The organism is Paenibacillus vortex V453 (assembly GCF_000193415.1).
Taxonomy (GTDB): Bacteria; Bacillota; Bacilli; order Paenibacillales; family Paenibacillaceae; genus Paenibacillus_AQ; species Paenibacillus_AQ glucanolyticus.
The window spans coordinates 13,945-38,237 of sequence record NZ_ADHJ01000054.1 but is presented as its reverse complement, the minus strand read 5'-3'; the positions used below and the strand labels follow the sequence as shown (position 1 = coordinate 38,237).

Here is a 24,293-nt window from a genome sequence, read left to right as displayed (position 1 = left end):
TAAATAGGACTAGGTTGAGGAGGGTTGCTCCTTGTTGGACGTTAACAATTTTGAGTACATGAAAATCGGTCTTGCTTCACCGGAAAAAATTCGCTCTTGGTCTCGCGGAGAGGTGAAGAAGCCGGAAACGATTAACTACCGTACATTGAAGCCGGAGAAAGAAGGCCTGTTCTGTGAGCGGATTTTTGGCCCGCAGAAGGACTGGGAATGTCATTGCGGTAAGTATAAGCGTGTCCGTTATAAAGGAGTAGTCTGTGATCGCTGTGGCGTTGAAGTTACGCGCGCCAAAGTCCGTCGTGAACGGATGGGCCATATCGAGCTTGCGGCTCCTGTATCGCACATTTGGTATTTCAAAGGGATTCCTAGCCGCATGGGTCTGGCTTTGGATATGTCCCCAAGATCTCTTGAGGAGATCATTTATTTCGCATCTTATGTTGTAACAGATCCAGGAGATACGCCGCTGGAGAAGAAACAACTGCTGTCCGAGAAGGAATATCGCAGCTATCGTGAGAAGTATGGCTACGGGTTCCAGGCAGGCATGGGTGCGGAAGCTGTCAAGAAGCTTCTTCAAGACATCGACGTTGATAAAGAGTTGGAGTTCCTGAAGGAAGAATTGCGTACAGCACAAGGTCAGCGCCGCAACCGGGCGATCAAACGCCTGGAAGTTATTGAGGCGTTCCGTAACTCCGGCAACAATCCGGAGTGGATGATCATGGATGTGCTGCCGGTCATTCCACCGGAGCTTCGTCCGATGGTTCAACTGGATGGTGGACGCTTTGCGACCTCCGACTTGAACGATCTGTACCGTCGCGTTATTAACCGGAACAACCGTCTGAAAAGACTGCTGGATCTCGGCGCGCCGGATATTATCGTACAGAACGAGAAACGCATGCTGCAGGAAGCTGTCGATGCTCTGATCGATAACGGTCGTCGCGGCCGTCCAGTAACAGGTCCTGGTAACCGTCCGCTTAAATCTCTCAGCCACATGCTGAAAGGTAAACAAGGACGTTTCCGTCAGAACTTGCTCGGTAAACGGGTTGACTACTCTGGTCGTTCCGTTATCGTTGTAGGTCCTTACCTGAAAATGTACCAGTGCGGTCTGCCTAAGAAAATGGCACTTGAGCTCTTCAAGCCGTTCGTTATGAAGGAATTGGTCAACAAAGGCCTTGCACATAATATCAAGAGCGCTAAACGCAAAGTAGAACGCGTAAGTCCAGAAGTATGGGATGTGCTCGAAGAAGTCATTAAAGAGCATCCGGTTCTTCTGAACCGTGCACCGACGCTTCACAGACTCGGTATTCAAGCATTTGAACCGATCCTTGTTGAAGGTCATGCCATCCGTCTTCACCCACTCGTATGTACAGCTTATAACGCTGACTTTGACGGTGACCAAATGGCGGTTCACGTTCCTTTGTCTGCTGAAGCTCAAGCTGAAGCACGGCTCTTGATGCTGGCATCGGGTAACATTCTGAACCCGAAAGACGGCAAACCGGTTGTTACGCCATCTCAGGATATGGTACTCGGTTCCTTCTATCTCACGATGGATAACAAGGAAGAGAAAGGTACCGGTATGATTCTGGGCAGCGTGAACGAAGCGGTATCCGCATATCAGCGTGAAGCAGCAGGACTGCATGCACGCGTAGCGATTCCGGTTAAAGCGCTTGGCAAAACCAACTTTACCGAAGAACAGCAGAATGCTATTTTGGTTACGACGATTGGCCGGATTATCTTTAACGAGATTTTCCCTGCCAGCTTCCCATACATTAATGAAGCGACTCGTACGAACCTGCTGCATGGTACGCCTGAGAAGTATTTCGTATACGAGAAGGGTGCAGATATTCAAAAAGTAATTCAGGAATTGCCGATCAGCGGAGCTGTAGGCAAGGAATATCTGGGTTCCATCATTGCACGCTGTTTCGAAACGTACCATACAACCGAAACCTCTGTGATTTTGGATAAAATCAAGCAGATCGGTTTCACCTACTCTACTCGTGCAGGCGTAACCGTTGCGGTTTCTGACGTTATTGTACCTGACGAGAAGAATGAAATTCTGAAAGAGTCCGATGAGAAGGTTAAAGTAGTAACAAACCAATATCGTCGCGGCTTGATTACGAATGAAGAACGCTATGACCGTGTTATCGACATATGGTCCAAGACCAAGGATGACATTACGGAAGTACTCATGAAATCAATGGATCGCTTTAACTCCATTATGCTCATGGTGGACTCCAAGGCACGGGGTAACAAATCGCAGATCACCCAGCTTGGTGGTATGCGGGGTCTGATGGCGAACCCGTCCGGTCGTATCATCGAACTCCCAATCAAATCGAACTTCCGTGAAGGTCTGACGGTACTCGAGTACTTCCTGTCCACTCACGGTGCACGTAAAGGTCTTGCCGATACAGCGCTTCGTACCGCTGACTCCGGTTACTTGACTCGTCGACTTGTTGACGTGGCCCAGGATGTTATCGTTCGCGAAGATGAGTGCAGCACGGACAAAGGCTTCACCGTTAGCCGTATCCAGGACGGCAAGGAAGTTATTGAGGATCTCTATGACCGTATTGAAGGACGTTACGCATTTGAAACCGTTCGTCATCCGGAAACCAAAGAGATTATCGTAAATCGCAACGAATTGATTGATTCCGACAAAGCTGAAGAGATCGTGGCAGCTGGTGTTGAAAAACTTCAAATTCGTTCCATCTTGAGCTGCCGTGCACGTTATGGCGTCTGCAAAAAATGTTATGGTCGTAACCTGGCTACTGGTAAGCATGTTGAGATTGGTGAAGCGGTTGGTATCATCGCAGCTCAATCCATCGGTGAGCCGGGAACACAGCTTACGATGCGTACATTCCACACAGGCGGTGTTGCCGGAGACGATATCACGCAAGGTCTTCCGCGTATCCAAGAGCTCTTTGAAGCCCGTAATCCTAAAGGTCAAGCGACCATTAGTGAGATCGACGGTGTGGTTAAAGAGATCCGCGAAACGAAAGACCGTCGTGAAATTGAAATTCAAGGTGAAGCCGAAACGAAAGTTTACGCGGTTACCTATGGCTCCCGTCTGCGCGTAAGCGAAGGCAAGCACATCGAAGCCGGGGATGAACTGACGGATGGTTCCATTGATCCGAAGGAAATGCTTCGCATCAAAGGTATCCGTGGTGTGCAGAACTACATCCTTCAGGAAGTACAACGCGTATACCGTAACCAGGGTGTAGAAATTAACGATAAACACGTTGAAGTAATGATCAGACAGATGCTGCGTAAATTCCGTATCGTTGATGCGGGCGATACCAATCTGCTGCCAGGCTCCTTCGTGGATATGCATGAATACGAGACAGCCAATAAAGACGCTATTCTGTCTGGAAAAGAACCAGCAGTTGCTAAACCGGTTCTTCTCGGGATTACGAAAGCTTCCCTTGAAACAGATTCGTTCTTGTCAGCGGCCTCCTTCCAGGAGACGACTCGCGTGTTGACTGATGCTGCCATTAAAGGTAAAGTCGATCAACTCCTTGGCCTGAAAGAGAATGTTATCATTGGTAAGCTGATCCCTGCGGGAACGGGTATGAACCGTTATCGCAGTGTGAAGTTTGCGGGACAGAACGACGTGAATGACGAAAGTCAGGAGCTCGAAACGGCTTCTATAGATTAAGAAGAAAGTCGGGTGACGGGAGGAAACGGCATGTTGAATGCTGAACTCTCTCCCGTCCCTAAGTTTCTTTTTTTCTGATTTAATAGCTTGACATCGCTTAGGGCAGATGCTAATATAGCAAAGGTGCGTGAATAGTTTCTTTGTTCCCTGTTCTTTTGGAGGAATGACTGTGTCTAATGATAAAGGATTACAGGATGCACACATCAAGATTGGCACCAAACAAACGATGAAGGCCGTTGAATCCGGTCTGGCTGCAGAGGTTTATGTAGCTGAAGATTGCGACCAGCGTTTGATTTCAAAAGTCGTATCCGAGTGTGATAAGAATGGAGTACATATAAATTATGTGCCCACGATGATAGAGCTTGGAGAAGCATGCGGTATTGAAGTCGGTGCAGCTATGGTAGCTGTCTTGAAATCATGATTTGAGAAATCGTTTTTGTTGGAGAAGGCGTTACTTCTCTCGGCAAAAACTTTTCATTTGTTCTTTTATGAACCGCCTGGGTCTGTGGACTTAAACGGGTTTGTAATAGGATGATAAATACGGGAAGGGGGTGGCTAGCATGCCAACAATTAACCAACTGGTTCGCAAGGGCCGTCAAGCCAAAGTTTACAAATCGAAATCTCCAGCTCTTCAAAAAGGTTTTAACGCTTTGAAACGTGAGGAGACCGACTTGAGCGCTCCGCAAAAACGCGGTGTATGCACTCGTGTAGGCACAATGACGCCGAAAAAACCGAACTCCGCACTTCGTAAATATGCTCGTGTTCGCTTGACGAACCGCATTGAGGTGACAGCTTACATTCCGGGTATCGGACACAACTTGCAAGAGCACAGTGTTGTATTGGTTCGCGGTGGACGGGTAAAAGACCTTCCGGGTGTACGTTACCATATCGTTCGCGGCGCACTTGATACCGCTGGTGTAAACAACCGGATGCAAGCTCGTTCCAAATACGGCACGAAGCGTCCTAAAGCAAAAAGCTAATTGATGTTCATGTTTTCTAACATGACTCACGACTGAAGAAAGGGGGATATCCATGCCACGCAAAGGTCCAGTAACCAAAAGAGACGTGCTTCCAGATCCAGTGTACAACAGCAAGCTGGTAACTCGTCTGATCAACCGCATCATGTTGGATGGTAAAAGAGGTGTTGCTCAAAGCATCCTTTACAATTCATTCAACATCATCAAGGAACGTACTGGTAATGATCCGATGGAAGTGTTTGAAGCAGCTATCAAAAATATCATGCCAGTATTGGAAGTTAAAGCTCGTCGTGTCGGCGGTGCTAACTACCAGGTTCCTATCGAAGTTAAACCAGAGAGACGTACATCCCTTGGATTACGTTGGCTCGTAAACTACTCCCGCAACCGCGGTGAGAAAACAATGGAAGAGCGTTTGGCGGCAGAGATCATCGATGCTTCCAACAACACAGGTGCTTCTGTTAAGAAACGCGAAGATACACACAAAATGGCTGAAGCGAACAAAGCGTTTGCTCACTACCGCTGGTAGGATTCGGCAACTATTTTATACTTCAAATTTTGAAGGGAGACTATTCGCATGGCGACAAGAGAGTTCTCCTTGAAAAATACACGTAATATCGGGATCATGGCGCATATTGACGCTGGTAAAACGACCACTACAGAGCGGATTTTGTTCTATACAGGCCGTACGCACAAAATCGGGGAAGTTCACGAAGGTGCTGCTACAATGGACTGGATGGAGCAGGAACAGGAGCGCGGGATCACGATTACATCCGCTGCGACTACCGCTTCTTGGAAGGGTCATCGCGTTAATATTATCGACACCCCGGGGCACGTTGACTTCACAGTAGAAGTTGAACGTTCCCTTCGTGTATTGGATGGGGCAGTAGGTGTATTCAGTGCGAAAGAGGGCGTTGAACCTCAGTCGGAGACTGTTTGGAGACAAGCAGACCGTTACGGAGTTCCGCGGATCGCATACGTAAACAAAATGGATATTATCGGTGCCGACTACTTGAACGTAGTTAAAGACATGAGAGAGCGTCTGCAAGCGAACGCGGTAGCGATTCAGCTTCCGATCGGTGCAGAGAACGATTTCATTGGCATCATCGATATTGTCGAGGAAAAAGCTTTCATGTATAAAGATGACCTTGGTCAAAATATCGAAGAAACCGAAATTCCAGCAGAGTTCAAGGATCAAGTGGAAGAGCTTCGCAACGAGTTAGTTGAGAAGGTAGCAGAACTTGACGAAGACTTGACAATGAAATACCTTGAAGGTGAAGAAATCACCATTGCTGAGTTGAAAGCCGCTCTGCGTAAAGGTGTTGTCGAAGTTAAGATCTTCCCTGTTATCTGTGGATCTTCTTACCGTAACAAAGGCGTTCAGTTGATGCTTGATGCCGTAATCGATTATTTGCCGGCTCCAACTGACGTTCCAGATATCAAGGGTTCCCTTGAAGACGGAACTGAAGCAATTCGGCATTCTTCTGATGAAGAGCCGTTCTCGGCTTTGGCATTCAAAATCGCTACGGACCCTTATGTTGGTAAGCTGACATTCTTCCGCGTATATTCCGGTGTTCTGCAATCCGGCTCTTACGTACTGAATGCAACTAAAGGCAAGCGTGAGCGCATTGGTCGTATCCTTCAAATGCATGCGAACAGCCGCCAAGAAATTTCCGAAGTATTTGCCGGAGATATCGCAGCTGCTGTAGGTTTGAAAGATACGGGCACAGGTGATACACTATGTGATGAGAAAAACCCGGTTATCCTGGAGTCCATGAACTTCCCTGATCCGGTTATCGAAATCGCAGTTGAGCCTAAAACAAAAGCTGACCAAGATAAAATGGGTGTTGCTCTCGGTAAGTTGACTGAAGAGGATCCAACTCTTCGTGCGCATACTGATGAAGAAACAGGCCAAACGATCTTGGCTGGTATGGGTGAGCTTCATTTGGACATCATCATCGACCGTATGCGTCGTGAGTTCAAAGTAGAAACCAATGTGGGTAAACCACAGGTAGCTTACCGTGAAACCTTCCGTGCACCTGCACGTGTTGAAGGTAAATTCGTTCGTCAGTCCGGTGGTCGTGGTCAATACGGTCACGTTTGGGTTGAGTTCGAACCATTGGAAGCAGGTAGCGGTAACCAGTTCGAGAGCAAGGTTGTCGGTGGTTCCGTACCAAGAGAATATATTGGTCCTGCACAACAAGGTATTGAAGAGCAAATGAAGAACGGTGTACTTGCCGGCTTCCCGCTTGTTGACGTTAAAGCAACCATCGTTGACGGTTCATACCATGATGTTGACTCCAATGAAATGGCGTTTAAAATCGCCGGCTCCATGGCTCTGAAAGCAGCAAAAGAAAAGTGTAAGCCTGTCCTGCTTGAGCCAATCATGAAAGTAGAAGTTACCGTGCCTGAGGAATACATGGGCGACGTAATGGGTATGCTGAACTCCCGCCGTGGACGTATCGAAGGTATGGACTCCCGTGGTGGTACTCAAATTATCCGTGCGAAAGTACCTCTTTCCGAAATGTTCGGTTACTCCACTACCCTTCGCTCCGGTACACAAGGACGCGGTGTGTTCTCCATGGAACTCTCCCATTATGAAGAAGTTCCTAAGAGTATCTCCGATGAAATTGTGTCCAAGATCAAAGGCGGAGAGTAATAACGTTTTACCTGCTGGATAGGAGGCGGGACGTATATCCCGTTAACTCCGCTTCCGGCCCAACATATATATCCCCTTAAGGAGGAATTGTTCAAATGGCAAAGGCTAAATACGAACGTACGAAACCCCATGTTAACATCGGTACTATCGGTCACGTTGACCATGGTAAAACTACTCTGACTGCTGCAATCACAAGTGTATTGTCCAAAACTTATGGTGGCGCAGCAATGTCTTTCGATCAAATCGACAAAGCTCCAGAAGAGCGCGAACGCGGTATCACAATCTCTACTTCCCACGTAGAGTACGAAACTGACGCTCGTCACTATGCACACGTTGACTGCCCAGGTCACGCTGACTATGTTAAAAACATGATCACTGGCGCAGCTCAAATGGACGGAGCGATCCTGGTTGTATCCGCAGCTGACGGCCCAATGCCGCAAACTCGCGAGCACATCCTGTTGTCCCGCCAAGTAGGCGTACCTTACATCGTTGTATTCTTGAACAAATGCGACATGGTTGATGACGAAGAGCTCTTGGAATTGGTTGAAATGGAAGTTCGCGACCTTCTGAGCGAGTATGACTTCCCAGGCGACGACACTCCGATTACTCGTGGTTCCGCTCGTGAAGCTCTGCAAAACCCAGATGGCGAATGGGCACAAAAAATCGTTGAAATGTTCAAAACAATCGACGAGTACATCCCATTGCCAGAGCGCGACACTGACAAGCCTTTCTTGATGCCTGTCGAGGACGTATTCTCCATCACTGGTCGTGGTACCGTTGCTACAGGTCGTGTAGAGCGTGGTACGATCAAAGTTGGTGAAGAAATCGAAATCGTTGGTATCGCTGAAGAAACTAAGAAATCCGTTGTTACGGGCGTTGAAATGTTCCGTAAATTGCTGGATTCCGCTCAAGCTGGTGACAACATCGGCGCATTGCTTCGTGGTGTAGACCGTACTCAAATCGAGCGTGGTCAAGTACTTGCTAAGCCTGCTTCCGTTAAACCACACACAGAGTTCACTGCTCAAGTATACGTACTGAGCAAAGAAGAAGGCGGACGTCATAAGCCTTTCTTCACTGGCTACCGTCCACAGTTCTACTTCCGTACTACGGATGTAACTGGTGTGATCAACCTGCCAGAAGGTTCTGAAATGGTTATGCCTGGTGATAACATCACCGTTACGGTTAACCTGATCAACCCAATCGCGATTGAAGAAGGAACTAAGTTCTCCATTCGTGAAGGCGGCCGTACCGTAGGTGCTGGTTCCGTTGCTACCATCATTAAATAATTAAGGCCTACAAACAGCCTTGCATATAGCAACAGTGTATTGTAACAAGCAACAATGTGATGTCCTGATAAAAGAGTCCGATCCCTTGGGATTGGGCTCTTTTTCTGTTGTACAAAAGCTTGAGCAGCGTAAAACAAGGGAACTGCATTATTTCGAATATTTGTAGAAAAAAAGTCAAGCTTACTACACAGAATATGCCATATATTGAAGGATTCATTCTATATTTGCGCCTAACATGATTACAATCTCTGTTTGAAGTCTGCTTCACAGATAAGAAACTACCTAATATATAGAATGGAGAGCACAGTTCATTATGAAGTGCCCGTTTGCTTTTATGAAGAAGAATATGGCCCATGTCGTTTCGTCTGCAGAAGTACAGCGTGATCCCCTCGAAGAGAGTTACAATATACCAGGAGAAGTTGGGTGAACTGAATGAACAGATGAGAATGATCGGTCTGACAGTGGGAGATTTGTAACTGCTAAAGCAGTTACGCCCGCAGATGGAGCAGAAGTTGGAAGCGATCACCGATGCTTTTTACCAATCTGTTGTGGATGTGGATAAGTTGAGGAATATCATTGTGCAGCATAGTACAATTGAAAGGTTGAAACAGACCTTAAGGGATCATCTTTTTCAAATATTAAACGGCGAGATCACAATGAAGCCTACGTGGGGAAAAGATTCCGTATTGCCGAAGACCACAAACGGGTAGGACTGGAGCCTAAATGGTACTTATCGGCTTTTCAGAATCTGCAGAATGAATTCTTCAAGATTATATAAAGAAGTGAAAGAAGAGGAACAGCAAATTCGGATCGTGTCGACGATCACCAAGCTGCTCAGCTTGGAGCAACAGCTTGTACTGGAAGCTTACGAGAAGGAGAACATGAACGAGAAACAACTGCAATATGAAATAGTCCGAAAAGAATTAAAGCAGAGCATTGCTGCTTTTGTCGGTGAGATATCCGATCTGACACTGGACATAAATGAAGCTGTAGAACGCTTGATGTCAAGCAGCGGCGAGGTGACTACTGCGTTTCAGACGACTTCGGCCACTACCCAAGGATCTATTTCTTATGCTCTGGCTGGAGAGGCTAAGATAGCGGATTTGGCAGTACAGATGAATGCAATAGATGAGAGCACCTCGGATATGCAGCATGCTGTACAAGAACTTCATGATTCCTCCAGACAGATTGCCCTGATAGCGGTAAGCGTGCAGGAAATAGCGGCACAGATCAAACTGCTCTCGCTCAATGCTACTATAGAAGCGGCGCGTGCTGGGGAACATGGAAAAGGCTTTGCTGTTGTGGCTCAGGAGGTCAGTCGTCTCTCCGAGGATACAAGAACGACAGTGAACCGTATAACTGATATCGTAACGAAATCCAGATCCATCACATCCGAAGTGTTAGAATCTATTAACCATGTACAGCTGCTTACGGGGAAAGGGAAGAACCAATCAGAAGAGACTAGCCAATTGTTCACCGATATTCTGTTATCTGTATAATCCAGTGCGGATCAGATGATCACAGCAGAAAAGCAAATGAAATTGCTGTCCATGACGATTGGCAGCATACGGGAAGCTACATCAGAAGCAGCGATTTCAGCTGAAAATTTCAAGAAAAACACGGAGCAAATGTAAAAACGCATGAAATATGAATTAGTGCTTGCAATGCGCCTATCTTTTATATATAATAGTAAATGTTGTTCTGCGACGTTGCGATGATGTGAGAGGTTACCGACACACCCGGCCCCTTTGCCATGAGGCAGGTGGTTGGAAAATTTTCACGGAGTATGTCCGATACCAAATTGGGCGATAGAAGGAGGGAATAAAATGGCAAAGCAAAAAATTCGTATTCGCTTGAAAGCATACGACCACAGAGTTCTTGATCAATCCGCTGAGAAAATTGTTGAGACAGCAAAACGTTCGGGTGCTGGTGTATCCGGTCCGATTCCGCTTCCAACTGAGAAACAAATAATTACCATTCTCCGTGCGGTGCACAAGTATAAGGATTCTCGGGAACAGTTCGAAATGCGTACTCATAAACGCTTGATCGACATCGTGAACCCGACTCCACAAACTGTGGATGCCTTGATGCGCTTGGACCTGCCGTCCGGTGTAGATATCGAAATCAAACTGTAAGACCAGCATAACGAATTAGAGAAGAGAAAAGAGGTGTCAACATGAAAGGTATCTTAGGTAGAAAGCTCGGAATGACTCAAGTATTTACCCCTGAAGGTATTGTAATTCCTGTAACGGTTATCGAAGCAGGTCCTTGTGTTGTTCTTCAAAAGAAAGATCTGGAAAACGACGGATACGAAGCGATTCAAGTCGGTTTCTCTGACAAGAAAGAGAACAGATCTAACAAACCAGAAGCAGGCCATGCGAAAAAAGCAAACACTGCGCCTAAGCGCTACGTTCGCGAAATTCGCGGTGTTGACCTCGCGAGTGTCGAGGTTGGACAAGAGCTGAAGGCTGATGTCTTCGCAGAAGGCGAATTTGTTGACGTAACGGGTATTTCCAAGGGTAAAGGTTTCCAAGGTGTAATCAAGCGTTGGGGACAAAGCCGCGGACCAATGTCTCACGGTTCCCGTTATCACCGTAGACCGGGTTCCATGGGTTCGATCCAGGCAAACCGTGTTCCTAAAGGAAAACGTCTGCCAGGTCACATGGGCAATGAAACAGTTACGATCCAAAAGCTCGAAGTTGTTAGAGTCGATGCAGAGCGTAACGTAATCCTTGTTAAAGGATCCATTCCAGGACCTAAAAAAGGTTTCGTTCAAATTAAAGAAACGGTGAAGAAATAATCGCCTAAAGAAAGGAGGAACAAACAATGCCTAAAGTAGCACTTTATAATGTCAGCGGTAGCCAAGTTGGCGAAGTAGAATTGAATGAAGCTGTATTCGGCATCGAGCCGAACACGCACGTACTGCACAGCGCAGTATTGTTGCAGCGCGCTTCCCTTCGTCGTGGTACCCACAAAGTAAAAGGACGTTCTGAAGTACGCGGCGGCGGACGTAAGCCTTGGAAACAAAAAGGTACTGGCCGTGCTCGTCAAGGATCGATCCGTTCACCACAATGGAAAGGCGGCGGTGTGGTATTTGGACCAACTCCGCGCAGCTACACATTTAAACTTCCTAAGAAAGTCCGTCGTTTGGCTATTAAATCCGCATTGTCTTCCAAAGTGATTGACAACGCAATTATCGTATTGGATCAACTGACGCTGAATACGCCGAAAACAAAAGAGTTTGCTAACATTCTTAGCAACCTGAAAGTAGGCCGTAAAGCTCTGATTGTTGCTCCAAGCTATGATGATAATGTAGCCCTTTCCGCACGTAATATTCCTGGTGTGAAATTCGTAGCGGCTGACGGCATTAATGTTCTTGACGTACTGTCGTACGATCAACTGATCATTACGAAGGAAGCAGTTCAGAAGGTAGAGGAGGTGCTCGCGTAATGAAAGACCCACGCGATATAATCAAGCGCCCGGTGATCACGGAACGTACGGCTGACTACATGGCAGAGCTGAAATACGCTTTTGAAGTGGATATCCGTGCTAACAAGACCGAGATCAAGCAAGCTGTCGAATCTATTTTTAAAGTTAAAGTATCGAACGTGAATACGATGCGTGTTCCTGCGAAACCAAAGCGTTACGGCCGTTATTCCGGTTACACAACCGAGTGGAAAAAGGCAATCGTAACTTTGGCTCCAGACAGCAAACCGCTCGAGTTCTTTGAATCGGTTGAATAAGAATTTCTTAAGTAAGGAGGGAAAACTCAGTGCCTATTAAAAAGTATAAACCGACATCCCCGGCTCGACGCAACATGTCCGTGTCGACTTTTGAAGAAATCACCACGAATCAGCCGGAAAAATCGTTGCTGGCTCCACTGAGCAAAACAGCTGGCCGCAACAACCAAGGTAAAATTACGGTTCGTCACCATGGCGGCGGACACAAGCGTAAATACCGTATTATCGACTTCAAACGGAACAAAGACGGCATTCCAGGTCGCGTTGCTACAATCGAATACGACCCGAACCGTACTTCCAACATCGCTCTGATTCACTATGTAGATGGTGAGAAGCGTTATATCATCGCTCCTAAAGGTCTGAAAGTTGGAGACCAAGTAGTATCTGGAGTAGGTGCTGACATCAAGATCGGTAACGCACTTCCACTGGAAAACATTCCAGTAGGTACAGTTATCCACAACATCGAATTGAAACCAGGCAAAGGCGGACAATTGGTTCGTGCTGCTGGTACAGAAGCTCAACTTCTCGGTAAAGAAGATAAGTACGTAACTGTTCGTCTTTCTTCCGGTGAAGTTCGCCGCATCCTGAAAGTTTGCCGTGCAACCATCGGTTCTGTGGGTAACCAAGACCATGAGTTGATCAAAATCGGTAAAGCTGGTCGTAGCCGTTGGCTTGGACAACGTCCTGAAGTACGTGGTGTGGTAATGAACCCTAACGATCACCCTCACGGTGGTGGTGAAGGCCGCGCTCCAATCGGACGTAAATCGCCTATGTCTCCATGGGGCAAACCAACCCTTGGTTACAAAACACGTAAAAAAGGAAAAGCTTCTGACAAATATATCGTTCGCCGCCGCACGAAGTAATGCGCGTTTAAGTGCATAACTTCGTGACAGGCTCGAAGGTAACGAGACAATTTGGTGAAGGGAGGATTTCAATATGAGCCGTAGTTTGAAAAAAGGACCTTTTATTGACGGATATCTGCTCAAAAAAGTGGAGGACATGAACGCAGCAAGCAAAAAAGCTGTAATCAAAACGTGGTCCCGCCGTTCCACTATTTTCCCGCAATTTATCGGTCACACGTTCGGTGTATATGATGGCCGTAAACATGTACCTGTATATGTAACAGAAGATATGGTAGGACATAAGTTGGGTGAGTTTGCTCCAACTCGTACTTACAAAGGTCATGAAGACGACAAGAAAACGAGAAGATAATTAATGAAGCTCTTTGTTTGAGAGGAGGTTAAACATATGGAAGCAAAAGCACATGCAAGATCGATTCGTATTGCTCCTCGTAAAGCTCAACTCGTTGTTGACTTGATTCGCGGTAAGCAAGTCGGCGAAGCGATCGCAATTCTTCGTCACACTCCTAAAGCTGCATCTCCAGTTCTTGAGAAGCTTTTGAACTCGGCTATCGCAAACGCTGAGCATAACTACTCACTGGATGTAACTAAATTGGTTGTGACGCAAGCTTATGTCAACCAGGGACCGACTATGAAACGTTTCCGCCCGCGTGCAATGGGACGTGCAAGCCGGATCAATAAACGCACCAGCCACATTACTTTGGTGGTAGCTGAAAAATAAGGAGGGAAAACGTGTGGGCCAAAAGGTAAATCCAGTAGGACTCCGTATCGGTATTATCCGTGATTGGGAATCCAAATGGTATGCAGGCAAAGACTTCGGTGATCTTTTGCTGGAAGACGTGAAAATCCGTGAATACCTGAAAAATAAATTGAAAGACTCCGCTGTATCCCGTATTGAAATCGAGAGAGCGGCAAATCGTGTGAACGTGACGATCCACACTGCGAAACCAGGTATGGTTATCGGTAAAGGTGGTTCCGAAGTAGAAGTACTGCGCGGACAAGTGACTAAAATTGCCGGCGGTAAAAAAGTTCATATCAACATTTCTGAAATCAAAAACCCTGAACTGGACGCAATTCTTGTTGCTGAAAGCATTGCACAACAGCTGGAACGTCGTGTATCTTTCCGTCGTGCGCTGAAGCAAGCAATCCAAAGAACGATGCGCTCTGGAGCAAAAGGGATTAAAACATCAGTCAGCGGACGTCTTGGCGGAGCCGAGATTGCTCGTACGGAAGGCTACAGTGAAGGAACTGTTCCACTTCATACGCTTCGTGCAGACATCGACTACGGTACAGCAGAAGCGCATACGACTTACGGCCGTATCGGCGTGAAAGTATGGATCTATCGTGGAGAGGTTCTTCCTACGGCTAAGAAACAAGCTGCTCAGGAAGGAGGCAACTAATCATGTTGGTACCAAAACGTGTAAAACACCGCAAACAACAGCGCGGCCATATGAGAGGCCAAGCTAAAGGCGGTACGGAAGTAAGCTTCGGCGAATTTGGCTTGCAAGCTACTGAACCAGGTTGGATTACTAACCGTCAGATCGAAGCTGCGCGTATCGCGATGACTCGTTATATTCGCCGTGGCGGTAAAGTATGGATTAAGATTTTCCCAGATAAGCCGATTACTCAAAAGCCTCTCGAGGTGCGGATGGGTAGCGGTAAAGGTAACGTTGAGAAATGGGTTGCCGTTGTAAAACCAGGCAAAATCATGTTTGAACTTGGAGGCGTGTCTGAGGAGATCGCCCGCGAAGCGATGCGTCTCGCCGCTCACAAGCTGCCTGTTAAAACGAAGTTTGTGAAACGTGAAGAAGTGGGTGGTGAAGCAAATGAAAGCTAATGAACTGCGCAACTTAACCACTGCAGAAATCGAGCAAAAAATCTCCGGATTTAAAGAGGAACTCTTTAACCTCCGTTTTCAGTTGGCTACTGGCCAACTTGATAACCCAACTCGGATTCGTGATGTTCGCAAAGAAATAGCTCGTGCTAAAACCGTTATCCATGAAAGAGAACTTGGGATTAGTTAATGAAACAGAAACGATTGTTCTGTATTCAGGAAGGAGGCTAACAAATGAGCGAAGAACGTAATGCTCGTAAAGTGCAAATCGGTAAGGTTGTCAGCGATAAAATGGATAAAACCGTTGTTGTAGCTGTTGAAACTTATAAGAAGCATGACTTGTATCACAAGCGCATTAAATACACGAAGAAATTTAAAGCGCATGATGAAAACAATGAAGCTCAAATCGGAGATACCGTTAAAATCATGGAAACTCGCCCTCTATCCAAAGACAAACGTTGGAGACTGGTAGAAGTGGTTGAAAAAGCGGTTATCATCTAAGATATGATCAGTTTTCGATGGAAGGAGGAAATTTAAATGATTCAACCATTTACACGTTTAGCTGTTGCTGACAACTCCGGTGCGAAGGAACTGATGTGTATCCGCGTATTGGGTGGTACTGGTCGTCGTACAGCTCAAATCGGTGATTTGATCGTATGTTCCGTCAAACAAGCAACACCAGGCGGCGTTGTCAAAAAGGGTGATGTAGTAAGAGCGGTAGTCGTTCGTACGAAACGTTCTGTTCGTCGTAAAGACGGATCTTACATCTCATTTGACGAGAATGCAGCTGTTGTTGTTAAAGACGACAGAAGCCCACGCGGAACTCGTATTTTCGGACCAGTTGCTCGCGAACTTCGCGAAAGAGACTACATGAAAATCGTTTCCTTGGCTCCGGAAGTAATCTAATATAACACCCCAAAAAGTGACGTAACTTTTCGGGAACCCGATAAATAGTTGAACTGGCTAGTCATAGGAGGTGTAACGAATGCCTAAAGTGAAAAAAGTTCTGGAATCCCATAGCAACAAACTGCACGTGAAAAAAGATGATACAGTTATCGTCATCAGCGGTAAAGACAAAGGCAAAAAAGGCCGTGTCATCGCAGCGTACCCTCGTGAAAATCGCGTTTTGGTTGAAGGTGTGAACATGATCAAAAAACACCAAAAGCCAAACCAAATGAACCCACAAGGCGGTATCATCGAGAAGGAAGCTCCGATCCATGTATCGAACGTTATGCACGTTGATCCGAAGAGCGGAAAAGTAACCCGTATCGGTTACAAAGTACTGGACAACGGCAAAAAAGTTCGCGTAGCAAAAAGATCCGGAGAAGTTATTGATAAATAAGACGGTTGAGAAAGGAGGTCCTTGAATCATGGCAGCAAGAATGAAAGAACGTTTTTTGAACGAAGTAACTCCTGCTCTGATGCAGAAGTTTAGCTATAAGACAGTAATGCAAGTACCAAAAATCGAGAAAGTGGTTGTCAACATGGGTGTTGGTGACGCAGTATCTAACTCGAAAGTACTTGATTCCGCTGTGAACGACATGCAGCTGATTGCTGGTCAAAAACCGGTTATCACCCGTGCGAAGAAATCCATCGCGGGATTCAAACTCCGTGAGAACATGCCAATCGGTGTGAAAGTAACACTGCGCGGTGAGCGTATGTACTACTTCCTCGACAAGCTGTTCAACGTTACACTTCCACGTGTACGTGACTTTCAAGGCGTGTCCACCAAAGCATTTGACGGACGCGGTAACTATACGCTCGGTCTGAAAGAGCAACTCATTTTCCCTGAAATTGAGTATGACAAAGTGGATAAGGTTCGCGGTATGGATATCGTTATCGTAACGACTGCTAAAACCGACGAAGAATCCCGTGAACTGCTTGCTCAACTGGGCATGCCTTTCGCAAAATAAGACGGTTGTCCTTTTCTCCGAAACTATTTAGGAGGTGTCAGGCTAAGTGGCAAAAACTTCGATGAAAGTTAAACAACAACGTACACCGAAATTCAAAGTACGGGCATATACCCGTTGTGAACGTTGTGGTCGCCCACATTCGGTACTGCAGAAGTTTAAAGTTTGCAGAATTTGTTTCCGTGAATTAGCTTATAAAGGCCAGATTCCTGGCGTGAAAAAAGCAAGCTGGTAAGAAGTTTATAAACGGGAAGGAGGTTTATCCTACATGACTATGTCCGATCCAATTGCAGATATGCTAACTCGTATTCGTAACGCGAACACGGTTCGCCACGAAACGGTAGAAATGCCTGCTTCGACAATTAAGAAACAAATCGCTGACATTTTGAAGCGTGAAGGCTTCATCCGTGATGCGGAGTTTGTAGAAGACAATAAACAAGGGATCATTCGTGTATTCCTGAAATATGGTTCTAACAACGAACGCGTAATCACAGGTCTGAAAAGAATTAGCAAACCAGGTCTTCGCGTTTACACGAAGAGCAACGAAGTACCTCGTGTACTTGGTGGTTTGGGTATTGCGATCATCTCCACGTCTAAGGGAGTTATGACCGACAAAGAAGCTCGTCAATCCAAAGCTGGCGGAGAAGTTCTCTGCTACGTATGGTAATCAACGTCACAAGATAGGAGGTGTAATGAATGTCCCGTATTGGTCGTAAACCAATTGCTATTCCAAATGGTGTGGAAGTCACACTGGATAACACTGTAATTACTGTTAAGGGGCCTAAAGGAACCTTGACTCGTGAACTGCATAAAGACATGCAAATTACAGTAGAAAACAACGAGATCAATGTTGTTCGTCCTTCCGACAACAAAACACATCGCTCTCTTCACGGCACGACCCGCAGCGTTGTCTCAAACATGGTCAACGGTGTAACTGAAGGATTCTCGAAAAACCTTGAGTTGGTCGGTGTTGGATACCGTGCAAGCAAATCCGGAGATAAAATCGTTCTGAACGTGGGCTACTCCCACCCAGTTGAAATCACACCGGAAGCTGGTATCGAATTTGATGTGCCGGTAAATACAAAAATCACTGTTCGCGGTATCGATAAAGAGCGCGTAGGTGCTTACGCTGCTAAGATCCGTTCCGTACGCGAGCCTGAGCCTTATAAAGGTAAAGGGATTAAATACGAAGGTGAACGCATTATCCGTAAGGAAGGTAAAGCTGGTAAGAAGAAGTAAGGTTAGCTAACCGGGGATTCGCCTGGTGGGTAACTAGCCTCTTCTCCCATACTTACCCGATGCGTCTAAAAGTGAAGCTCTTAAGGCAAAACTGAAGGGAGGAAATGGAAGCATGATTACGAAACAAGACAAGAACAAAGCTCGCTTGAAAAGACACCTGCGTGTCCGTAAGAAAATCCAGGGCACAGCTGAACGTCCACGTCTGAACGTGTTCCGTTCTTCGAAACACATCTATGCTCAACTGATTGACGACGTGGCTGGCGTGACTTTGGCATCAGCTTCTACGCTTGATAAAGAATTGGCTGGCGACATTAAGAACGGCGGAAGCGTTGAATCCGCACGTAAAGTCGGCGAACTCGTTGCAAAACGTGCTGCAGACAAAGGTCATAAATCGATCGTATTCGATCGTGGTGGATATTTGTACCATGGACGTATTCAAGCTCTTGCAGAGGCAGCTCGCGAGGCAGGCCTTGAATTCTAAGATATTTTCAAAAGGAGGTAAACGACTTGCGTGTAGATCCTAACACTTTAGAACTGACTGAAAGAGTAGTAAACATTAACCGCGTTGCTAAAGTTGTAAAAGGCGGACGTCGCTTTAGCTTTAGTGCACTGGTAGTTGTCGGTGATGGCAAAGGTTGGGTAGGAGCAGGTATCGGTAAAGCAGGCGAAGTACCAGATGCAATCCGCAAAGGTATTGAAGATGCTAAGAAAAACCTGATTCACATTCCACTTGTTGGAACCACTATTCCTCACCTCGTAACAGGTCACTTCGGAGCAGGCCGAGTATTATTGAAGCCAGCATCTGAAGGTACTGGAGTTATCGCTGGCGGTCCTGTTCGTGCAGTACTCGAACTGGCTGGTGTAGGCGACATTTTGACAAAATCTCTAGGTTCTTCGAACTCCATGAACATGGTCAATGCGACTTTGGAAGGGTTATCCCGCCTGAAGCGTGCTGAAGATGTTGCCAAGCTTCGCGGCAAATCCGTCGAAGAGCTGTTGGGTTAAGGAGGGAATCTCATGGCTAAACTTGAAATCACCCTCGTACGCAGCGTGATTGGTCGTCCAGAAGATCAGCGTGCAACCGTGAAAACACTTGGTCTTCGCAAAATCAACCATTCCGTTGTTCAAAGCGACAACGCTGCAATTCGCGGAATGATCAAGAAAGTAAATCACCTGGTTTCTGTTAAAGAAATCGAAGGTTAATCCCGGGTTGTTTTTCCCGGACATATTAAGGAGGTGCAACGAACGATGAAGTTACATGAGCTGAGCCCAGCACCTGGATCCCGCAAAGAACGCAAGCGCGTTGGACGCGGTACTAGTAGTGGTACGGGCAAAACGTCGGGTCGCGGTCACAAAGGACAAAACTCTCGTTCCGGCGGTGGTGTGCGTCCAGGCTTCGAAGGTGGACAGAACCCATTGTATCGTCGTCTTCCGAAGCGCGGTTTCGTAAACCCAACTCGGAAAGAGTACGCGATTGTGAACATCGAAGAACTTAACAGCTTTGCAGCAGGTACTGAAGTGACTCCAGAAGTTTTGGTTGAGAGCGGTATTGTTAACAATACAAAGAGCGGAATCAAAATTCTTGGCAACGGTGAAGTTACCGTTTCTTTGACTGTAAAAGCTAATAAGTTTTCTCAATCTGCGGTAGAGAAGATCGAGGCTGCCGGCGGTAAAACCGAGGTGATCTAATGTTTAAGACCCTGAAAAATATATGGCGTGTCGAGGAGCTTCGCAAACGGATTATATTCACCTTGTTCGTTCTGATTATTTTCCGTATTGGATCCTTTGTTCCGGTTCCCGGTGTTAACAAAGATGTCTTTACACAGACGAATCAGGCAGGTAACGAGTTGTTTGGTCTTCTTAACACGTTCTCGGGGGGCGCGCTATCGCAGTTTTCGATTTTCGCCCTTTCGATATTTCCATATATTACTTCGTCCATTATCGTACAGTTGCTGTCGATGGACGTCATTCCAAAGTTTGCGGAATGGAACAAACAAGGGGAACACGGGAAGAAGCAGTTGGCTCAAATTACTCGTTATGGTACGGTAATATTGGGATTGATTCAGGCCTTCGCAATGTCCGTCGGTTTTAACCGTATGTACGGCGCAGAAATGGTTCCTGGAGCAACGTTTATCGACTACGTTGTAATTGCGGTCGTGCTTACCGCAGGTACATCATTCTTGATGTGGCTCGGTGAACAGATAACGGAACGCGGAATCGGTAACGGTATTTCGATCATTATCTTTGCTGGTATCGCTGCTGGTATTCCGATGCACATTCGGACAACGATTGAATCGAACTTCATTCAGGATGGTCAAGTGTTCATGAACACTTTGAAAGGTCTTATTATCCTTCTGATTTTGATTCTGATCATTACCGGTGTTGTATTCATTCAGCAAGGTATCCGTAAAATTCCGGTTCAATACGCCAAGCGTGTTGTAGGAAACAAAATGTACGGCGGACAGAATACTCACATTCCACTTAAGATTAACGGAGCAGGCGTTATTCCGGTAATCTTTGCGATGTCACTGCTGCAGTTCCCGGTCATTCTCGCCAGCTTCTGGGGACACATGAGTTGGGCGAAATGGATTACGGCGAACCTGGCTTATGACAGTCCGCTTGGAATGGTGCTGTATGTGCTCATGATCATTGGTTTCACGTTCTTCTACACCTTCGTGCAGATGAACCCTAACCAAATGGCTGACAATATGAAGAAGAACGGCGGCTATGTTCCAGGCATTCGTCCTGGTAAAGCTACCGAGAAGTACCTGACTCGGGTTATGACCCGTTTGACCATGACAGGAGCCCTGTTCCTGGCCGTGATCTCTGTACTTCCGGTATTCTTCGGATCACTTGCAGGTCTTCCACGTACGGTTCAGATCGGCGGTACATCACTCTTGATCGTTGTTGGTGTTGCACTGGACACGATGAAGCAGATCGAAAGCCAATTGATCAAACGTCATTACAAAGGTTTTATCAATAAATAGGCGATAGGTTCCGGCGAGTGGTCAGTCTGCTTCCCGGCGCCTATTGTGTTGTTCTTGCTAGTCAATCAAGGGGAGGGAGTGACGTAAGGTGAACATCTTATTCATGGGTCCTCCTGGGGCAGGAAAAGGAACACAAGCAGAAAACATCGTGAATGAATTCGGAATTCCTCATATCTCAACAGGCGATGCATTTCGTCTGGCGATTAAACAAGGAACTCCCATCGGGATTAAAGCGAAGGAATTCATGGATCAGGGTCTGCTGGTACCGGATGACGTAACGATCGGTATTGTGGAAGAACGTCTGCAGCAGTCCGATTGCGAAAAAGGTTTTTTATTGGACGGTTTTCCAAGAACCCTTTCGCAAGCGGAAGCGCTGGATGACATTCTCGCCCGCTTGAATACAGGTCTCAATCACGTCATCAACCTGAAAGTTGATCGTGAAAAGCTTCTGGCTCGCCTTACTGGTCGCCGGATTTGCAAAAACTGCGGTTCGACTTATCATGTGATCTTTAATCCTCCTAAACAGGAAGGCATTTGTGATAAATGCGGCGGCGAATTGTACCAACGCTCCGATGATAACGAAGAGAGCGTCGGCATTCGTTTAGACGAATATATCAACAAAACAGCACCACTCCTCACGTTTTATGAGAACAAAGGTCTTTTGCGTCAAATCGACGGTGATCAGGAAATCGACGCGGTTTCCGCACAAATTGCGTCTATACTGAGAGGTTAAGCATAATGATCATTTGTAAATCCGAAACGGAACTGAGCTTGATGAGAGAAGCAGGAAGGATCGTGGCGGAATGCCACAAACTCCTTGCCGCTCATGTTGAACCGGGCATTACAACCGGGGAACTGGACCTAATGGCCGACAAGTTCATTCGAAGCCAAGGCGCTGTGCCATCTTTTAAAGGCTACAACGGATTTCCTTCCAGCATTTGCGCATCAGTCAACGAAGAATTGGTGCATGGATTTCCAGGCAAACGCAAATTAATCGAGGGCGATATCGTTACGTTTGATATCGGTGCACAGTACCAGGGTTACCACGGTGACTCGGCATGGACCTACGCTGTAGGAGAGATTTCCGAAGAAGCCCAGCGTCTGCTGGACGTAACGGAAGGATCGCTCTATGCTGGACTTGCGCTAATCAAACCTGATGTCCGCTTGTTTACGATTTCTCATGCCATACAGCGTCATATCGAGGATGCAGGTTTCTCTGTTGTCCGGGAATACGTTGGTCATGGTGTGGGTACCGATCTGCATGAGGATCCGCAAATTCCGAACTATGGCATACCTGACCGCGGTCCAAGACTCAAACCGGGCATGGTGCTCGCGATTGAGCCGATGGTCAACGCGGGTAAACGGAATGTGAAGACGCTGGAAGACAACTGGACGGTTGTAACGGTAGACGGCTCGCTATGTGCTCACTTCGAGCACACGGTGGCAGTCACTCCGGATGGCATGGAAATTTTGACGAAGCTGCCGGAATAGGGTGATGGACTTGAATAACGAAATCACGTTTCAGACCGGACAGATCGTTAAGATACTGAAAGGCAGAGATGCCGGTCAGTATGCCGTTATCGTCTCAATTGAGGACAGCAGGTTCGTGTGGATCGCGGATGGAGACAAACGCAAGTTTGACGGAGCGAAGAAGAAGAATGTTCTTCATCTGGAGCCCCTATCCATCATCAGCAGTGAAGTGGTAAACAGTTTGCAAGAAAGCGGTCGGGTCACAAACGGTAAGCTGCGTTTTGCACTGAGCCGGTTTGTATCCGATAAATCCAAGGCAAATCAGAAAGGAGACTAACTGTGGCTAAAGAAGATGTCATTGAAGTCGAAGGGACGGTTATTGAGCCGTTGCCGAATGCTACCTTTAAAGTCGAGCTGGAGAATGGTCATCAGATTCTCGCTCATGTATCCGGGAAGCTGCGGATGCACTTTATCCGTATCCTTACAGGAGACAAAGTGGTTGTTCAACTCTCGCCGTATGATTTAACCAAAGGTCGTATCACGTACCGTAAATAGATTCAAGGTTCCCCTGGGGAATCAAGGAAAGCTGCGAAGCGGTTTTACTGACGTAAAACTCAGCAGCGGTTACAAACTACTTTAGTTTCGAAGCTGGTTTTACAACGTAAAACTACGAGGAGGTAATTAGCATGAAGGTAAGACCTTCTGTAAAGCCTATTTGCGAAAAATGCAAAGTCATTCGCCGCAAAGGGAACGTAATGGTTATCTGTGAAAATCCGAAACACAAACAAAAACAAGGTTAAAGAAGGGGGTGTAGCGTAAAATGGCTCGTATAGCTGGTGTGGATTTGCCACGTGACAAACGCGTTGAGATCGCCTTGACTTACATTTTCGGAATCGGTAAAACGACTTCCCAGAAAGTATTGAAAGAAACTGGAATCAATGCGGACACTCGTGTCCGTGATTTGACAGAAGATGAAGTCAGCAAATTGCGCGAAACGATCGACGGTATGGTTAAGGTTGAAGGTGACCTGCGTCGTGAAATTTCCTTGAATATTAAACGTCTCACGGAGATCGGCTGCTACCGCGGTATTCGTCACCGTCGTGGATTGCCTGTTCGTGGTCAACGTACTAAAACGAATGCTCGTACACGTAAAGGTCCTCGTCGTACCGTAGCGAACAAGAAGAAATAAGAAAGGGGGATAATAGACAATGGCTAAACCAAAAAAAGTCGTACGTACTAAACGTCGTGACCGCAAAAATATTGAAAGTGGCGTGGCTCATATTCGCTCCACATTCAACAATACAATCGTAACGATTACGGATCCTCACGGAAACGCGATTTCTTGGGCAAGCTCCGGCGGCCTTGGATTTAAAGGTTCCCGTAAGTCGACCCCGTTCGCTGCGCAAATGGCTGCTGAATCAGCTGCCAAAGCGGCTATGGAACACGGTATGAAAGCGGTGGAAGTAATGGTTAAAGGTCCTGGTGCTGGTCGTGAAGCAGCAATTCGTTCTCTGCAAGCAGCAGGTCTCGAAGTAAACCTGATCAAAGACGTTACACCAATTCCACATAACGGATGCCGCCCACCAAAACGTCGTCGCGTATAATGAAGTCATCCTGTTAATGTGGTATAAATCCGTTGCAATCTGCTAATAATGGTTGTTTAGGCATACTACTACATGGATTACTGG

Annotated in this window: 39 protein-coding genes; all 39 read left to right on the top strand. The window is 46.6% G+C overall.

From position 1 onward, the window contains the following. The first annotated feature begins 31 nt into the window (after nucleotides 1-31). The 39 genes from rpoC to rpsK all read left to right on the top strand — a co-directional run bounded on the left by rpoC (nucleotide 32) and on the right by rpsK (nucleotide 24,209). On the top strand, nucleotides 32-3,646 hold the full coding sequence (gene rpoC / locus PVOR_RS27955; protein WP_006212932.1) for a DNA-directed RNA polymerase subunit beta': 3,615 nt from the start codon (nucleotides 32-34) through the stop codon (nucleotides 3,644-3,646). 169 nt (nucleotides 3,647-3,815) lie between these two features. Then, a complete protein-coding gene (locus PVOR_RS27950; RefSeq protein WP_006212931.1) occupies nucleotides 3,816-4,067 on the top strand; it encodes a ribosomal L7Ae/L30e/S12e/Gadd45 family protein in 252 nt (83 codons plus the stop codon). A gap of 139 nt (nucleotides 4,068-4,206) precedes the next feature. Then, on the top strand, nucleotides 4,207-4,626 hold the full coding sequence (gene rpsL, locus PVOR_RS27945; RefSeq protein WP_006212930.1) for a 30S ribosomal protein S12: 420 nt from the start codon (nucleotides 4,207-4,209) through the stop codon (nucleotides 4,624-4,626). Nucleotides 4,627-4,678: 52 nt separating this feature from the next. Further along, nucleotides 4,679-5,149 (top strand): 30S ribosomal protein S7, encoded by a 471-nt coding sequence (gene rpsG / locus PVOR_RS27940; protein WP_006212929.1) that lies wholly within the window; start codon nucleotides 4,679-4,681, stop codon nucleotides 5,147-5,149. A gap of 48 nt (nucleotides 5,150-5,197) precedes the next feature. Continuing rightward, nucleotides 5,198-7,279 (top strand): elongation factor G, encoded by a 2,082-nt coding sequence (gene fusA, locus PVOR_RS27935; RefSeq protein WP_006212928.1) that lies wholly within the window; start codon nucleotides 5,198-5,200, stop codon nucleotides 7,277-7,279. Nucleotides 7,280-7,374: 95 nt separating this feature from the next. Beyond that, on the top strand, nucleotides 7,375-8,565 hold the full coding sequence (gene tuf / locus PVOR_RS27930) for an elongation factor Tu (RefSeq protein ID WP_006212927.1): 1,191 nt from the start codon (nucleotides 7,375-7,377) through the stop codon (nucleotides 8,563-8,565). 353 nt (nucleotides 8,566-8,918) lie between these two features. Continuing rightward, nucleotides 8,919-9,041 (top strand): hypothetical protein, encoded by a 123-nt coding sequence (locus PVOR_RS32710; RefSeq protein ID WP_006212926.1) that lies wholly within the window; start codon nucleotides 8,919-8,921, stop codon nucleotides 9,039-9,041. Continuing rightward, entirely contained in the window at nucleotides 9,042-9,275 is a 234-nt protein-coding gene (locus PVOR_RS29410) for a protoglobin domain-containing protein (RefSeq protein WP_268741818.1), read from the top strand. It abuts the gene before it with no gap. Beyond that, entirely contained in the window at nucleotides 9,233-9,343 is a 111-nt protein-coding gene (locus PVOR_RS33135) for a protoglobin domain-containing protein (protein WP_160164041.1), read from the top strand. Before PVOR_RS29410 ends, PVOR_RS33135 begins: the two co-directional genes overlap by 43 nt. Continuing rightward, on the top strand, nucleotides 9,321-10,064 hold the full coding sequence (locus PVOR_RS29405) for a methyl-accepting chemotaxis protein (RefSeq protein WP_006212924.1): 744 nt from the start codon (nucleotides 9,321-9,323) through the stop codon (nucleotides 10,062-10,064). Before PVOR_RS33135 ends, PVOR_RS29405 begins: the two co-directional genes overlap by 23 nt. A 327-nt stretch (nucleotides 10,065-10,391) precedes the next feature. Next, nucleotides 10,392-10,700: a 30S ribosomal protein S10 gene (gene rpsJ / locus PVOR_RS27920; protein ID WP_006212922.1), complete on the top strand. Its 309-nt coding sequence runs from the start codon at nucleotides 10,392-10,394 to the stop codon at nucleotides 10,698-10,700. 41 nt (nucleotides 10,701-10,741) lie between these two features. After that, complete coding sequence (gene rplC / locus PVOR_RS27915) at nucleotides 10,742-11,365, top strand: 50S ribosomal protein L3 (RefSeq protein WP_006212921.1); 624 nt, start codon at nucleotides 10,742-10,744, stop codon at nucleotides 11,363-11,365. Between the two features lie 26 nt (nucleotides 11,366-11,391). Beyond that, complete coding sequence (gene rplD / locus PVOR_RS27910) at nucleotides 11,392-12,015, top strand: 50S ribosomal protein L4 (RefSeq protein WP_006212920.1); 624 nt, start codon at nucleotides 11,392-11,394, stop codon at nucleotides 12,013-12,015. Then, a complete protein-coding gene (rplW, locus tag PVOR_RS27905) occupies nucleotides 12,015-12,308 on the top strand; it encodes a 50S ribosomal protein L23 (RefSeq protein ID WP_006212919.1) in 294 nt (97 codons plus the stop codon). Before rplD ends, rplW begins: the two co-directional genes overlap by 1 nt. Nucleotides 12,309-12,337: 29 nt before the next feature. Next, complete coding sequence (rplB, locus tag PVOR_RS27900; RefSeq protein ID WP_006212918.1) at nucleotides 12,338-13,168, top strand: 50S ribosomal protein L2; 831 nt, start codon at nucleotides 12,338-12,340, stop codon at nucleotides 13,166-13,168. 73 nt (nucleotides 13,169-13,241) lie between these two features. Next, nucleotides 13,242-13,517, top strand: a complete 276-nt coding sequence (rpsS, locus tag PVOR_RS27895) for a 30S ribosomal protein S19 (RefSeq protein WP_006212917.1) — start codon at nucleotides 13,242-13,244, stop codon at nucleotides 13,515-13,517. Nucleotides 13,518-13,553: 36 nt separating this feature from the next. After that, nucleotides 13,554-13,886 (top strand): 50S ribosomal protein L22, encoded by a 333-nt coding sequence (gene rplV, locus PVOR_RS27890; RefSeq protein WP_006212916.1) that lies wholly within the window; start codon nucleotides 13,554-13,556, stop codon nucleotides 13,884-13,886. Between the two features lie 13 nt (nucleotides 13,887-13,899). Continuing rightward, nucleotides 13,900-14,565, top strand: coding sequence for a 30S ribosomal protein S3 (gene rpsC, locus PVOR_RS27885; RefSeq protein ID WP_006212915.1), 666 nt, complete (start codon nucleotides 13,900-13,902; stop codon nucleotides 14,563-14,565). A 2-nt stretch (nucleotides 14,566-14,567) separates the two neighbouring features. Then, nucleotides 14,568-15,002: a 50S ribosomal protein L16 gene (rplP, locus tag PVOR_RS27880; protein ID WP_006212914.1), complete on the top strand. Its 435-nt coding sequence runs from the start codon at nucleotides 14,568-14,570 to the stop codon at nucleotides 15,000-15,002. Further along, the gene (gene rpmC / locus PVOR_RS27875; RefSeq protein WP_006212913.1) at nucleotides 14,992-15,189 is read left to right on the top strand and encodes a 50S ribosomal protein L29; all 198 of its coding nucleotides are present in this window, start codon (nucleotides 14,992-14,994) and stop codon (nucleotides 15,187-15,189) included. The genes rplP and rpmC overlap by 11 nt, the downstream gene beginning before the upstream one ends. A gap of 44 nt (nucleotides 15,190-15,233) precedes the next feature. Continuing rightward, entirely contained in the window at nucleotides 15,234-15,500 is a 267-nt protein-coding gene (gene rpsQ, locus PVOR_RS27870; RefSeq protein WP_006212912.1) for a 30S ribosomal protein S17, read from the top strand. Between the two features lie 36 nt (nucleotides 15,501-15,536). After that, nucleotides 15,537-15,905: a 50S ribosomal protein L14 gene (gene rplN / locus PVOR_RS27865; protein WP_006212911.1), complete on the top strand. Its 369-nt coding sequence runs from the start codon at nucleotides 15,537-15,539 to the stop codon at nucleotides 15,903-15,905. A gap of 79 nt (nucleotides 15,906-15,984) precedes the next feature. After that, on the top strand, nucleotides 15,985-16,341 hold the full coding sequence (rplX, locus tag PVOR_RS27860; RefSeq protein ID WP_006212910.1) for a 50S ribosomal protein L24: 357 nt from the start codon (nucleotides 15,985-15,987) through the stop codon (nucleotides 16,339-16,341). Nucleotides 16,342-16,369: 28 nt separating this feature from the next. Then, nucleotides 16,370-16,912, top strand: a complete 543-nt coding sequence (gene rplE / locus PVOR_RS27855) for a 50S ribosomal protein L5 (protein ID WP_006212909.1) — start codon at nucleotides 16,370-16,372, stop codon at nucleotides 16,910-16,912. Nucleotides 16,913-16,958: 46 nt separating this feature from the next. Then, nucleotides 16,959-17,144 (top strand): type Z 30S ribosomal protein S14, encoded by a 186-nt coding sequence (locus tag PVOR_RS29970; RefSeq protein ID WP_006037933.1) that lies wholly within the window; start codon nucleotides 16,959-16,961, stop codon nucleotides 17,142-17,144. Nucleotides 17,145-17,177: 33 nt separating this feature from the next. Beyond that, nucleotides 17,178-17,576 (top strand): 30S ribosomal protein S8, encoded by a 399-nt coding sequence (rpsH, locus tag PVOR_RS27850; RefSeq protein WP_006212908.1) that lies wholly within the window; start codon nucleotides 17,178-17,180, stop codon nucleotides 17,574-17,576. 29 nt (nucleotides 17,577-17,605) lie between these two features. Continuing rightward, nucleotides 17,606-18,148 (top strand): 50S ribosomal protein L6, encoded by a 543-nt coding sequence (gene rplF, locus PVOR_RS27845; RefSeq protein ID WP_006212907.1) that lies wholly within the window; start codon nucleotides 17,606-17,608, stop codon nucleotides 18,146-18,148. 112 nt (nucleotides 18,149-18,260) lie between these two features. Continuing rightward, complete coding sequence (rplR, locus tag PVOR_RS27840) at nucleotides 18,261-18,629, top strand: 50S ribosomal protein L18 (protein ID WP_006212906.1); 369 nt, start codon at nucleotides 18,261-18,263, stop codon at nucleotides 18,627-18,629. A gap of 26 nt (nucleotides 18,630-18,655) precedes the next feature. Next, the gene (gene rpsE, locus PVOR_RS27835) at nucleotides 18,656-19,153 is read left to right on the top strand and encodes a 30S ribosomal protein S5 (protein WP_006212905.1); all 498 of its coding nucleotides are present in this window, start codon (nucleotides 18,656-18,658) and stop codon (nucleotides 19,151-19,153) included. Between the two features lie 12 nt (nucleotides 19,154-19,165). Beyond that, nucleotides 19,166-19,351, top strand: coding sequence for a 50S ribosomal protein L30 (gene rpmD / locus PVOR_RS27830; protein WP_006212904.1), 186 nt, complete (start codon nucleotides 19,166-19,168; stop codon nucleotides 19,349-19,351). 45 nt (nucleotides 19,352-19,396) lie between these two features. Further along, entirely contained in the window at nucleotides 19,397-19,837 is a 441-nt protein-coding gene (gene rplO / locus PVOR_RS27825) for a 50S ribosomal protein L15 (protein WP_006212903.1), read from the top strand. Continuing rightward, complete coding sequence (gene secY / locus PVOR_RS27820) at nucleotides 19,837-21,135, top strand: preprotein translocase subunit SecY (RefSeq protein WP_006212902.1); 1,299 nt, start codon at nucleotides 19,837-19,839, stop codon at nucleotides 21,133-21,135. The genes rplO and secY overlap by 1 nt, the downstream gene beginning before the upstream one ends. Nucleotides 21,136-21,223: 88 nt before the next feature. Then, on the top strand, nucleotides 21,224-21,868 hold the full coding sequence (locus PVOR_RS27815; protein ID WP_006212901.1) for an adenylate kinase: 645 nt from the start codon (nucleotides 21,224-21,226) through the stop codon (nucleotides 21,866-21,868). Between the two features lie 5 nt (nucleotides 21,869-21,873). Next, nucleotides 21,874-22,626, top strand: a complete 753-nt coding sequence (gene map / locus PVOR_RS27810) for a type I methionyl aminopeptidase (RefSeq protein ID WP_006212900.1) — start codon at nucleotides 21,874-21,876, stop codon at nucleotides 22,624-22,626. A 4-nt stretch (nucleotides 22,627-22,630) separates the two neighbouring features. Beyond that, nucleotides 22,631-22,942 (top strand): KOW domain-containing RNA-binding protein, encoded by a 312-nt coding sequence (locus PVOR_RS27805; protein WP_006212899.1) that lies wholly within the window; start codon nucleotides 22,631-22,633, stop codon nucleotides 22,940-22,942. Between the two features lie 2 nt (nucleotides 22,943-22,944). After that, a complete protein-coding gene (gene infA / locus PVOR_RS27800) occupies nucleotides 22,945-23,160 on the top strand; it encodes a translation initiation factor IF-1 (protein ID WP_006212898.1) in 216 nt (71 codons plus the stop codon). 131 nt (nucleotides 23,161-23,291) lie between these two features. Next, nucleotides 23,292-23,405 (top strand): 50S ribosomal protein L36, encoded by a 114-nt coding sequence (rpmJ, locus tag PVOR_RS27795; RefSeq protein WP_003333770.1) that lies wholly within the window; start codon nucleotides 23,292-23,294, stop codon nucleotides 23,403-23,405. A gap of 20 nt (nucleotides 23,406-23,425) precedes the next feature. Beyond that, a complete protein-coding gene (gene rpsM, locus PVOR_RS27790; RefSeq protein ID WP_006212897.1) occupies nucleotides 23,426-23,794 on the top strand; it encodes a 30S ribosomal protein S13 in 369 nt (122 codons plus the stop codon). A 19-nt stretch (nucleotides 23,795-23,813) separates the two neighbouring features. Beyond that, the gene (gene rpsK, locus PVOR_RS27785; RefSeq protein ID WP_006212896.1) at nucleotides 23,814-24,209 is read left to right on the top strand and encodes a 30S ribosomal protein S11; all 396 of its coding nucleotides are present in this window, start codon (nucleotides 23,814-23,816) and stop codon (nucleotides 24,207-24,209) included. The last annotated feature ends 84 nt before the right edge of the window (nucleotides 24,210-24,293 follow it).